This window comes from Hyphomonas sp. UBA3195 (assembly GCF_002366485.1).
In the GTDB taxonomy this organism is placed as follows: domain Bacteria; phylum Pseudomonadota; class Alphaproteobacteria; order Caulobacterales; family Hyphomonadaceae; genus Hyphomonas.
Genome location: NZ_DEXB01000032.1, coordinates 1 through 11,682, shown reverse-complemented (window position 1 = coordinate 11,682; position 11,682 = coordinate 1). Strand labels below are relative to the sequence as shown.

Annotated in this window: 14 protein-coding genes; 6 read left to right on the top strand and 8 right to left on the bottom strand. The window is 60.7% G+C overall.

The window, feature by feature from the left end:
* The 3 genes from B2344_RS10020 to B2344_RS10010 all read left to right on the top strand — a co-directional run.
* A partial coding sequence (locus B2344_RS10020; RefSeq protein WP_290485146.1) for a hypothetical protein occupies positions 1-507 on the top strand: 507 nt, incomplete at its 5' end.
* A 13-nt stretch (positions 508-520) separates the two neighbouring features.
* Positions 521-1,108 carry an ATPase gene (locus tag B2344_RS10015; protein ID WP_206990878.1) on the top strand — a complete coding sequence of 196 codons (588 nt, stop codon included), beginning with the start codon at positions 521-523 and terminating at the stop codon, positions 1,106-1,108.
* 124 nt (positions 1,109-1,232) lie between these two features.
* The gene (locus tag B2344_RS10010) at positions 1,233-1,646 is read left to right on the top strand and encodes a hypothetical protein (RefSeq protein ID WP_290485145.1); all 414 of its coding nucleotides are present in this window, start codon (positions 1,233-1,235) and stop codon (positions 1,644-1,646) included.
* 57 nt (positions 1,647-1,703) lie between these two features.
* Here B2344_RS10010 and B2344_RS10005 read toward each other — a convergent pair whose 3' ends face one another.
* Positions 1,704-2,753, bottom strand: coding sequence for an AraC family transcriptional regulator (locus B2344_RS10005; protein ID WP_290485144.1), 1,050 nt, complete (start codon positions 2,751-2,753; stop codon positions 1,704-1,706).
* A 99-nt stretch (positions 2,754-2,852) separates the two neighbouring features.
* On the opposite strand from B2344_RS10005, the gene B2344_RS10000 reads away from it, so the two are divergent.
* The gene (locus B2344_RS10000; RefSeq protein WP_290485143.1) at positions 2,853-4,289 is read left to right on the top strand and encodes an FAD-binding oxidoreductase; all 1,437 of its coding nucleotides are present in this window, start codon (positions 2,853-2,855) and stop codon (positions 4,287-4,289) included.
* Here the strand turns inward: B2344_RS10000 and B2344_RS09995 are convergent.
* The 7 genes from B2344_RS09995 to B2344_RS09965 all read right to left on the bottom strand — a co-directional run bounded on the left by B2344_RS09995 (position 4,286) and on the right by B2344_RS09965 (position 10,517).
* Complete coding sequence (locus B2344_RS09995) at positions 4,286-6,061, bottom strand: ABC transporter ATP-binding protein (RefSeq protein WP_290479438.1); 1,776 nt, start codon at positions 6,059-6,061, stop codon at positions 4,286-4,288. The genes B2344_RS10000 and B2344_RS09995 overlap by 4 nt on opposite strands.
* Before the next feature lies 1 nt (position 6,062).
* A complete protein-coding gene (locus B2344_RS09990) occupies positions 6,063-7,187 on the bottom strand; it encodes an inositol monophosphatase family protein (RefSeq protein WP_290482692.1) in 1,125 nt (374 codons plus the stop codon).
* On the bottom strand, positions 7,174-8,520 hold the full coding sequence (locus tag B2344_RS09985; RefSeq protein WP_290485142.1) for a TldD/PmbA family protein: 1,347 nt from the start codon (positions 8,518-8,520) through the stop codon (positions 7,174-7,176). Before B2344_RS09985 ends, B2344_RS09990 begins: the two co-directional genes overlap by 14 nt.
* A gap of 44 nt (positions 8,521-8,564) precedes the next feature.
* Entirely contained in the window at positions 8,565-8,951 is a 387-nt protein-coding gene (locus tag B2344_RS09980; protein WP_034811435.1) for an MAPEG family protein, read from the bottom strand.
* Between the two features lie 83 nt (positions 8,952-9,034).
* On the bottom strand, positions 9,035-9,310 hold the full coding sequence (locus tag B2344_RS09975) for a hypothetical protein (protein ID WP_034811433.1): 276 nt from the start codon (positions 9,308-9,310) through the stop codon (positions 9,035-9,037).
* Positions 9,311-9,430: 120 nt separating this feature from the next.
* Positions 9,431-9,742 carry a hypothetical protein gene (locus B2344_RS09970; RefSeq protein ID WP_034811431.1) on the bottom strand — a complete coding sequence of 104 codons (312 nt, stop codon included), beginning with the start codon at positions 9,740-9,742 and terminating at the stop codon, positions 9,431-9,433.
* A 61-nt stretch (positions 9,743-9,803) separates the two neighbouring features.
* Positions 9,804-10,517, bottom strand: a complete 714-nt coding sequence (locus B2344_RS09965) for a fused DSP-PTPase phosphatase/NAD kinase-like protein (protein WP_051607503.1) — start codon at positions 10,515-10,517, stop codon at positions 9,804-9,806.
* A gap of 154 nt (positions 10,518-10,671) precedes the next feature.
* On the opposite strand from B2344_RS09965, the gene B2344_RS09960 reads away from it, so the two are divergent.
* Both B2344_RS09960 and B2344_RS09955 read left to right on the top strand, forming a co-directional pair.
* A complete protein-coding gene (locus B2344_RS09960; protein ID WP_206990885.1) occupies positions 10,672-11,046 on the top strand; it encodes a DUF6249 domain-containing protein in 375 nt (124 codons plus the stop codon).
* Between the two features lie 31 nt (positions 11,047-11,077).
* Positions 11,078-11,605, top strand: a complete 528-nt coding sequence (locus B2344_RS09955; protein ID WP_206990886.1) for an RNA polymerase sigma factor — start codon at positions 11,078-11,080, stop codon at positions 11,603-11,605.
* Positions 11,606-11,682 lie beyond the last annotated feature (77 nt).

The window sequence follows — 11,682 nt, the reverse complement described above, 5'->3', positions numbered from 1 at the left end:
CACCTACCGGATGACGCGCCGCCTCCGTTCCCGCCTTTCGAGGCGTGGCACATGCCGGGCCAGTTGTTCTGGCTCGCGATCCTTTTCGCGACCCTCTACTTCTCCCTCTCGCGCTTCATCCTGCCAAAGATGTCGGACACGATCGAAAAACGGTCTGACCGCATCGCCTCTGATCTTGATCAGGCAGCCAAGCTGAACGAGCAGGCCACCGAAGCCCAGCAGGCGCTCGAACTGCGCATTGCCCAGGCCAAGGCGAAAGCCCGCGAAACAGCGAACAAGGCAGCGGCCAAGATTGATGCCGAAATGACGGCTGAAACGGCTCGCGTCGACGCCGAGATCGAAAAGAAGCTGGACGCTGCCGAAGAGCGGATCTCCGCCCTGCGCGCAACGGCCATGCAGAATGTCGAACAAATCGCTGTAGACGCAGCTGACGCCATGACGGCCCGTTTCGGCCTCAAGGCCTCTGCGGCTGACCTCAAGAAAGCCGTTTCGACGGCTCTGAATTAAGAGAAACATGCAGATGACCCTTCGTCTTGCCCCTGCCCTCACCTTCGCTGCGCTGGTCGCATCACCCGCCTTTGCCGCATCTGATGCGCATGGCGGTGGCGGCTTCATCGGCGGCTTCATGTATTCGCTGACCGATCCGGTCACGCACACCGCATTCCTGGCTTTCGCGGCCTTCCTGTTGATCGCATGGCGCATGGGCGCCCTGAAGACGATCCTCGGCGGCCTCGACAAGCGCGCAGACGACATCCGCAACGAGCTGGAAGAAGCCCAGAGCCTGCGCGAGCAGGCGGCTGAAGCCCTCGCCCTCGCTGAGCGTCGCCAGCAGGATGCAGACAAGGAAGCCGAAGCGATGATCGCCCAGGCCAAGGACGACGCCAAGCGGATCATGAAAGAGGCTCGCAAGGATATTGCAGACCGCCTCGCCCGCCGCGAAGCGCTGGCCGAAGCCCGCATCACCCGCGCCGAAGCCGAAGCGACCGAGGAAGTCCGCCGCGCCGCTGCAGACGCTGCCACGGCCGCTGCGAAACGCCTTCTGGCCGAAGACACGGCCGTCGACCAATTCGAATCCGCTGCCCGCGAAATCGAAAAAGCCCTCGGCTAGAGCGGGGACACCTTTCAGCCTCTCCCCAGCTCATATTTTTCAAGACCCCTGACCTGCCGCGCAGTTCAGGGGTTTTTTGTATCTGCTATCCAACCGCCCTCTGCTCGACGGCAAACTCTGGGGCATGGACACCCTGCTCGCTCCACTGGCTTCGCCCCTGCCTTCCTGTCTGGAACCCCATAGGTTCTGGATCTGGCTGCAGATGGTCGCGTGGCGTCTCTATGTGCGCGCCGTGAAAGGCAGGGGCATCCCGTTCATGACGGTCATTGATCGGCAGGGAACCGTATACCTGAAATGGATCGGGCATCCTCCGCACGAATTCCCGCAAGCTCCCGACGACCCGCTGGCCTTCACACCGTCAAAAGCCTTCCGCATCGCGCTTGGCGATCTGTCGTCCGCCCATCCGGGTGAGCGTGGGAGACTCAGCTCACCTACCACGAGCCCCTCGACCTGCGCCCCCGTCAGCGCATCAGTCAACTCACCTGTCAGCGCCTCGGTCAGCGCCTATGCGGCCGCTGTGCCCGCTCCGGACACCTGACCGCAACCCTTCCCCCGGAAAACTCATCAGCCCACCCAGCGCCCTCACAGGCGTCGCTCAGGCTTGTCCAATTGCGGGCGGACTGGCGCGGCGTGCCCGACCCGGCGTCTCTCCGACATGTTTCTTGAATGCCCGTTTGAAAGCTGCCTCGGAACTGTAGCCCACAGTTTCTGCCGCTTCCGCGATCGACACGCTGCTGTTTGACAGCAGGCTGGAAGCCAGTTGCATCCGCCAGCGCGTCAGGTAACGGGATGGCGGCTCGCCCGTATATGCCGCGAACCGGTCAGCCAGAGCCGAACGCGACATGCCCGCTTCCTTGGCCAGCTTGTCCAGCGTCCACGGCTCAGCGGGACGTGTATGGATCAGGCGCAGTACCGCGCCCACCCGCTCATCCCGCAGGCCCGAAATCCAGCCAACCGAATCTTCACTCAAGGTCTCGATATAGTGGCGCAGCGTCTGAACGAACATCAGCTCGCTCAACTTGGCCAGAACCGTCTGGCTGCCGGCTTCCGGGCGCTCATCCTCGTCCAGCGCCGAGACGATCAAATTCTGCATCAACGCCCATGTACTGTCGGTGGGCCGCACGATCATCATCCCTGGCAAGGCGCTCAGCAGCGGATTGAATGGCCGGGCATCACAGCCGAAATATCCGCAAACAAACGTTGCGGGCGTGCCGTCTCCGCCAATCTGGACGTGATTATAGGGCGTCACGCGCTTGGCCGCATCCCGATACGGCTCCACGTCAACCTTTGGGATCATGTTCGGCTTCTGATCGGATGCGATGAAATGCTCTGCCCCCTGAGGCAAGATCATGATCTCGCCAGACCGCAGGGTCTGCGGTTCGGTATCGCCTGCGGCTGACCACGCCCACGCATCGCCATCAATCATCACGTGAAACGGAATCACATGCTGGACATGCGGCATCACGATGGAGCCGATCTCGTCCATTGACGGGTTGGTCGTTACCCAGGGCGCCGACGCATTGACCTTGAAATAAAAGGCCGCTTCAAATCGAACGGCACTCAAAACCTGCGATAATACATCTATACGCGTCCCCCTGAGACCGAAACGGCCTCGATCCGAGCCACACTCTGGATGAATGAGCATTTTTTCCGGATGCAGGAGAATTACGTATTTAGGGCAACAATGCAAATATCCTCCCACGAACAGCGCGATTGTCGTGCTTATGGGGGACGGAGAAACGCAATGACCGATATTGTAATCAATACACTGGGCGGGAGCACGCAAAGCTATTCCGCAAACGAACTTCAACAGTCGACCGGATGCCGGATCATCACGCCGGAGGCCGATGACTATGACGCGCGCCGCGCCATCTGGAACGGCATGATCGACAAACGGCCGGCCGCCGTCCTGGTCACCAGGGACGAAGCTGGCATCGCCGCTGCGGTAAGCTTCGCTTCCACCAATGGCTTGCTCATGTCGCTGCGCTCTGGCGGACACAACATCGCTGGCATGGCGCTTTGCGATGACGGGCTCGTGCTCGACATGCAGGACATGAAATCGGTCACTGTCGATCGGGAGGCCCGGACGGCGCGGGTTCAGCCCGGCGCGTCTCTCGGCGATGTCGACCGGGCCACACAGGAATTCGGACTGGTCGTGCCAACGGGCATCAATTCAACAACAGGAATAGCCGGGCTGGCGCTGGGGGGCGGATTTGGCTGGGTGACGCGGAAGTATGGACTGACGGTGGACTGCCTGAAATCCGTACGGCTCGTGACCGCTTCCGGCTCGATCATCACTGCAAGCAAGACTGAAAATTCCGATATATTCTGGGCCCTTCAGGGTGGTGGTGGGAATTTCGGTGTCGTCACCGAATTCACATTCGACCTGCACCCCGTTGGCCCGGAAGTGTTTGCAGGCATGCTGGTCCATCCGATTGCAGATTTTCCAGATGTGACCCGCGCACTTCAGGCGCTCGTTGCAGACGCGCCGGACGAACTGACCTGCTGGGCCGTTTCGCGCAAGGCCCCGCCCCTGCCCTTCATACCTGAGGAATGGCATGGCCGCGAGGTCATGGTGGTTCCTTTCTGCTTTATCGGTGATCTGAACGCTGCAGAGGCCGCCACATTGGGCGTGCGCTCCATCGGAAATCCGATTGCAACTCATTTTGGCCCGATGCCGTTCGCCGACTGGCAAACCAGTTTCGATCCGCTGCTCACCGAAGGCGCACGCAATTACTGGAAAAGCCATGATGTCGCCGCCTTCAGTGACGCCGCCATCGACATTATACATGAAGCGGTCAACAATCTGCCTTCGGATGAATGCGAGATTTTCTTCGGGCATGTCGGTGGCGCTGCGACGCGCATTCCGGCGGATGCCACGGCTTGGCCAAACCGTCAGTCCCATTTTGTGGTCAACGTCCATACGCGCTGGCAAGACCCGGCCGATGACGGAAAATGTGTTCAATGGGCGCGGAAACTGTTCCAGGCATTGGAGCCGCACGCCATGGGTACGCGCTACGTAAACTTCATTCCCGAGGGGGACGAAGCCAATAATCTGGAAGACGCCTTTGGGGAAAATCTTGACCGGCTTGTACGCATCAAGGAAGCAACCGACCCCGACAATCTGTTTCGCACGAACATCAATCTGACGCGCAAGATACCAGCCGGGGTGGCCGGCTAGCTCAGCTGGAGCTCGACCAGGCGCTTATAGGCGCCACTGGAGGCCATCAGCGCGTCATGCGTGCCTTCCTCCACCGCGCGGCCGTCTTCCATCACAATGATGCGGTCGGCCGCGCGAACTGTAGAAAGGCGATGCGCAATAATCAGCGTGGTGCGGCCCTTGGAGAATTCCGCAAGGGCCGCCTGCACTTTTGCTTCGCTCTCGGCGTCGAGGGCCGATGTCGCCTCGTCCAGCAACAGGATCGGCGCACCGCGCAGGATCGCCCGCGCCAGGGCCACGCGCTGGCGTTGGCCGCCGGAAAGGTTGCGGCCCATCTCACCCGCCGGCGACTGGTAGCCGTCCGGCATGGCAGTAATGAAGTCATGCGCATTGGCCGCCTTGGCCGCCGCCTCGATCTCTGCATTGGTCGCGCCAAGACGCCCGAGCGCAATATTGTTCTGGACCGTATCGTCGAACAGCGCCGAATCCTGCGCCACCAGCCCGATATTGGCCCGGAGCGTATCGCCCACAACGCCGCGCACATTCTTGCCATCCACGCTTACCGCGCCGGACTCGGCATCATAGAGGCGCATGAGCAGGTTGAAGACAGTCGACTTGCCCGCGCCCGACGGTCCGACAATCGCCACCGTTTCGCCCGGCGCGGCGACAAAGGACAATCCGTTCAATGCCCGCGTGCCATCCGGATAGGCAAAGCTGACCCCATCAAACACCACATGTCCGTTGACCCGGTTCAAGCGCTCAGCATCTGGCGCATCCGCAATATGAGTCGTCGCGTCGACAATCTCGAACACGCGATCAGCTGCTGCGCCGCCTTCCTGCGCCACAGCATTCAGTGTGCCGAGTGCGCGCAGTTCCGGCGAGACGATGCCCAGCGCGGCAATGAAGCCGAGCAGGTCGCCAAGGGTCATCGCCCCCTGCGACATACGCCAGGCCGCAAAGCCGAGAATCCCGGCCAATGCAGCGCCACCCGCGACTTCAAGAATCGGGTCTACCGCCGCCCGGTCCGTCAGCACTTTCAGGAACAATTTGGAGCGCTCCACAAAGCCCTGCCGCGCGCGCGACTTTTGGTACGGCTCAAGCCCGTAAGCCTTCACCACCCGCGCCGATTGGAAGCCTTCCGACAGGAGCGATGTCACCTGCCCGACCTGCTTCTGGGCCTGTTTGGAGCGCTTGCGAATACGGTTGCCGAGGCCGATGACCGGCCCAAACGCAATCGGATAGGCGACCAGCAACAGCAGGGTCAGCTGCCAGTCGATGACCAGCATCACACCGAACATGCCGATCACGGTGATTGTGCTTTTGGTGAAATTGTTGGCAAAGCGCAGCGCCGCATCGCGGATCGCGTTCACATCATTGATGAAGCGCGAAACGAAGTCGCCGGACGCATCCGCCGCCACACGCGCATAATCACCATCGGTCAGGGAATCGAACTGGCTCGATTGCACCGACACCAGCCCGCGCTGGACGCCGGTATTGTTGAACAGGGTCATCAGGTAGAGCGAGAGCGCCCGCGCACAGGACAGGGCCACGATTGCGCCGCCGATCCACCAGATCCAGTCAGGGCCGGACACGGGCACCTGCGCCTCATCCCCGAAACTCGCCTGCAGCCGATCGCCAAGCATCTTCAGCACCAGCGAATAGCCCATGGCGCTGAGCGAGGTCAGCAGGGCCATGAGCGTGCCGGCGGCGAACCAGCCGATATGCTGGCGGAAATAGGCTGCAAACAGGCGCCTCAGGCTCCCCTTCTGCTTGGGGGCCTTAGCTGTCACCACCTCAGACGTGATGGTGGTCTCCCGTTTCCGGGTCCAGCAGCTTGTGAGCGTGCAGGATGAAATAGCGCGTTTCGGCATTGTCGACCGTACGCTGGGCAGCATTCTTCCAGGCGTCGTAGGCTTCCTTGTAGTTCGGGAAAGCCCCGACAAAGTCGACCTTGGACAGGTCTTCGAATTCCACTTCGGTCACATCCTTCAGCTCGCCGCCGAATACGATGTGGAGAAGTTGTTTGGTCTCGCGGGTAGTATCGCCCATTTTGGCTGGCTCCGTAGTCGCTGGAGGCACCATTTTCGGCGCCCTTTCCTGTGGGTCAGGTATATCCACAAATTCTGACCTGCGCACTAACAGAGGATGCAGGGCGTTTCCAGAAGCAATAACGCTCCTTTGTGCAGGTACTGCCCGGTTGAATATGAGTTTTTCGCCGCGATGTGTCGTGGCAACACCACCCGCTTCCTCGATGAGGATCGTGCCCGCAGCCAGATCCCAGTCCGCCTTCTGACCCAGAACGAGCGTTGCATCCCATTTTCCTGCCGCCACGAAGGCCATCCGCAACAGGGTGGAGTTGGGCTTCGGCCGGGCGACGGTAACGGGCGGCCAAGGCTCCGGCCAGCCTGGGTGCTCCAGCATTGTCTCCGCCGCAATCAGGCGGCAACCTGCCTCGGCGGCGCACTCACTGACCCGGATGGCGGCGCCGTTCAGAAACGCCCCCTGCCCGCGATGCGCCTCGTAGAATTCGTCCAGTTCCGGCGCATACAGCACCCCGCCCACCGAGATGCCCTCTTCCACAATGGCAAGCCCGATGCACCAATGCGGATCACCGCGAATATAGGCACGGGTGCCGTCAATCGGGTCCACGACCCAGCAGCGATCCTTTTGGCGCGCATGGGGATCGTCGAGCGTCTCTTCGGACAGCCAACCATATTCCGGACGGAAGCGTGTCAGTCGATCCGAGCAGAGCTGGTTCACGGCCATATCGGCTTCGGTCACCGGACTGCCGCCGCTCTTGTGCCAGGTCTCTGCCGTTTGGCCGCCGAGCATGAAGGACTGCGCCAATTTCCCGGCTTCCTGCGCGAGCTCACGCAGGATTTTCATGTCTTCAAACAGGGTGCGGTCAGCTACCCGCAAGACTCATATCCTCGATGAGAATGCTCGGTGCGTCCCGCGTTCCCCGGAACTCAAGGTCCGAGGCCGGGATGAGGCGTGCAAACATGGAGGGCAAGTCGCCCGCGATGGTGACTTCGGACACCGGATAGGCAATCTCGCCATCCTCGAACCAGAAGCCCGACACGCCGACCGAATAGTCGCCATTGTTCGGATTGATGGACGGCCCGAACATGTCGGTTACCAAAAGGCCCTTGCCCGCCCCCTTGACCAGTTCGCCGGGAGTCTTGTCTCCGGCCTTCAGATAGAGGTTCGACGTGGTCACGCCGGGAGGATCGCCAAAGCCGAGCGCGGAAAAGCCGTTCGGCTCCATACCCAGCTGGCGCGCCGAAGAGGAATTCAGCAGCCAACTGGTCAGTCGGCCATTATCGATCAGGTGAGTTTCCTGCACCGGCAGGCCTTCACCATCATGGCTGCGCGAACCCATGCCCATCGGGCGGAATGGATCGTCAATGATGTGGATACCATCCGCGAAGACCAGCTCGCCCATCCGGTCTTTCAGGAAGCTGACACCGCGCGCAACTGAGGGGCCGGAAATCGCCCCCAGGAATGCCCCTATGAGACCCGCAGAGACCCGCCGATCATACAGGACAGCGGCCTTCTGCGTGTTCAGCTTGCGTGAGCCAAGGCGCGAGATCGTGCGCTCACCTGCCGTGATTCCGATCTCGGCAGCTGTCGGGCGGTCTTTCTTGAAGCGGACTGACCAGCTGTCATAGTCCCGCTCCATATGGCCATCGCGCTCTGCCACCGCAGCAAGGCCAAGGCTGGTCGACGTGCCTGTCTTGAAGGCGGAAAAGCCATTGCTGGCCGCAACCCAGCGCGAGGAACGGTTCCAGGATGCGCCACACCCGGCGACCGTCTTGATGCCTTCAATGCCCAAGGCGGCTGCTTCGGCTGTCAGCGCTTCGGATTCCAGGATGTCGGCGGAGATTTCCGGTTCGCCGGTCAGATCCATGTCGAGATCGCCTGTCGCCAGCTTGTCCGCATCCGGCAGGCCGCAATATTTGTCTTCGGGCACAGCGCGCGCCATCGCCACGCAGCGTTCCGCGAGCGCCTTCAGCCCTTCCGGCGACAAATCCGCGCCGGATACGTGCGCCTGTCGCTTGCCATACAGGCAGCGGAGGGCGACCGAGCGCCCCTCTTCACGTTCAATGCTCTCCAGCGCGCCGTCGCGGACGGAAACGCTTACGCCTTCGCTCTCGCCAATCCGGGCGTCGGCAGCGTCTGCACCTTCCTTTCGGCAATGGTCCAGTAGTCCGGCAAGCAATTCGGCCGGCGGTATCTTGAAATCAGCCATTCTGGCTAGATGGACGCTGCGCTCGCCTCGCGCAACTGCGCAAATCAGGCGAAGGCGTGGTACAGGATCGCCAGCGCCGTCAGCACCATTGCAATCCAGCTGAGCAGGATGCCTCCGGCCCGCATGGCCATGATTGTCCCGCCAAGCCCGATGACATGCATCAATCGCCCGAGCGTGAAGACGCCGCCTGCAACATGGATGGCCCAGGCCGGCAGTCCCATCAGTGCCAAAATGACAAGGCCGACCAGCATGGACGGGATGTATTCCGTGGCATTGCCGTGCACACGCGTACGCAATTCCAGCATCTCATTGCCGCCGGTCCCGACCGAGACTTTGGCCGACTGCCGCACGGACACGACCCGGAACGCCAGATAGATCAAGAGCAGCATGTTCACGGCGACATATACGCCGGCCACTTCAAGTGATGTCATTGTGGTTTCCTCCCCATTTGAAAAAGGCCACCGACGCGAATCGATGGCCTGTTCTTATTCAATCGTGATTCTGATTGAGTCGCTCAGTCGTCGCGACGCGCATCAGGCAAGCGGTCGTTTATGTCATCGCGAATATCCAGCAATGTAACGATCAGGCCGCAGACGAGGCTGGCCGCGATCCATCCGCCCACTGTGAACACCGCAAAGTCGGCCACTTGAGCAATCGTATCGGTCAGACCAAGCAACTCGCCCGTAAATTCACCCCGATTGTAAAGGCCAAGCGCGATGCCCCCAACGATGATCGCAATATATGCGACATAGACCATCGTGCGGAAGCTATTGATAATAAAGAACTTCATGAGATCCCCTTCCTATATTCCAAACTAATTCTATGCAGATTGGTGCCACCCGTCGCCCAATTACACGCGAGAAGCGAACTTCCCATGACCGGGCGACGTCGATTTTGCGACAGGCCCTGATTATTCATCGTCTGCCACCGCCAGTTCGCACGAAATCATTGCGGTCAGCGAAGATGCAAATTCGAGCTGGTCAGCCATGGTCAGGGATTCCACGAAATCCTCGACGTCGCGCTTCTCGCGGCCGATCGCAGCGGCTGTGCGCCGAAACAGGTCCGGACTCAGCTTTTCTTCCATGGCGCCCGTGATACACGCGCAGGTCTCCGGACCTTCACCATCGGCGATGCAGGCCTCGGTCAACATTTCACGGTCGGATTTCTGGCTGCAGGCGGCAAGCATGGCCAAGCAAAGGCCGGTCAGGATCAGGACGCGCATTCTGGCAGCTCCGGTATCTGTTCGGCTCAGCCAAGCACGAAATTAACTAACAGGAAAGCAACTATTCCCGTTGCAGGATCTTGTCGACCTGGATGCCTTTTCCGAACTCGCGCAGGAAACTTTCCTTCACTTCCATCCGGTCATAGTCGTCTGAAACCCAGTCGAGAAAAGGTTTCCAGTCTTCAGGCGCGCGCCCGGCATTGTAATCGGCATAGGCTTGGAAAAACGCGTCCAGCATGCCGGTCTTGCCATGTTTGACGTGAAGGTATTTCAGCGACAGCTGCTCCACCGCTTGCTCGAACGGAACCTTTTCCCGCAACAGCTTGTAGAGCACGGACATCAGCCCCGCCCGATCTGCGCCCGACTTGCAATGCATCAGAGCCGGGTATTCGATCGATTCGAACAAGTCTTTCGCTGCGAACAATGCCTCTTTCGTCGGTGTGTCGCGGGAGAAGACCTGGAAATCGACCAGCGTGATTCCCGCTTTTTCGCAGGCCTCCTTCTCCAGAAGGTAATAGCCCTTGGTGCTTTCCCCGCGCAGGTTCAGGATGGTGCGAATGCCGAGCGTCTCGGCATATTCAACCACCTTCTTGGGCGAGGGCTGGTTGGCGCGCCACATCTCCGGCGAAATCTGGTGCAGGTTCGAGAACGCTGCCCGCAGAAACCCGTGGTCTCCCCAGACCAGTTCCCGGCGCGCGCGGGCACGACCCTGCGTCGTCGACAGGTCCGGCGCTATATGCGGCTTGCGATTCTTTTTCGATCTCAGCTTTACCATTGCCCCGCGATTAGCGGTCGGGCCCGCCATCGGCAAGCACAGGCGACACAAAGAAAAAGTCAGGTGCGCTGCATCCAAACACGCCTCTGCCGGCATCTACCCTACAAAGGCGCCGAACACGACGCCCCGGAACAAGCCTGAAGGAGCTTTTGAAATGAGCGAAGATATTGTTGTCCCCGTAGTCTTTTTTGGTGCCATTGCCGGGATTGTCTGGTTGGTTAGTCACTACAATTTCAAGAAACGCCTGACCCTGCATGAAACGGTGCGGCATGCGGTCGACAAGGGCCAGGACCTGACCGGCGAGACGATGGAAAAACTCGCCCTGATCACCGATCCGGTCCGCGCCGATTTGCGCCGGGGCGTCCTGTTCCTTGCCGTCGGAGTGGCCTTCGGCTTTCTCGGTGTGATGGTTGGCATGGAAGAAGGTGAAGCCGTCAAACCCATGATCGGCGTCGCATCCTTCCCTGTCTTCATCGGTCTGGCCTATCTTGGTCTCTGGGCGGCGAGTCGTCGTGGGCAACAGGGTTGAGCTGAGGCTGGTTGCCAAGGGAGGGCGCGACATGCGCAGCGATCCGGACCTGGCCGCAAGCGCCGCACGAGGTCATGAGGCAGACTTTGCCGAACTCGTGCGCCGCCATCAGGCCCGCATACGCGGCATGGCGAGGCGCCTGACCGGCTCGGCCAGCGACGGGGATGACATCGCGCAAGCGACGTTCCTGAAGGCCTGGCAGAAGATTGGTTCCTATGCCGGCGGAACCTTCTCGGCCTGGATCTGCACGATCTGCTGGCGCGAATATCTGCAAGCCCGCCGAAAGCAGAAGATCGAGATAGAGTTTGACGAAACGGCAGAGATCATTCCGTTCGAGCGCACCCAGTCCGATCAGGTCGGTGACCAGATGGACCTCAACCGGGCGCTGGACACCTTGTCTGAAGCCCAGCGGGTCTGCGTGGTGCTGTGCGTCGCCTCAGGCCTGTCCCATCGCGAAGCGGCGGAGGCCACCGGCTGGCCGCTTGGCACGATAAAATCCCATGTAACGCGCGGCGTGGCCGCGCTCCGCAAACACCTTGAAAGCAGCCATGTGGCGTGATGGAGTACGATGATGCGTGACCAGGAAACCTATTCAGACCTGACCGATCTCTTCACGGCGGAAGACCGCGCGCTGGA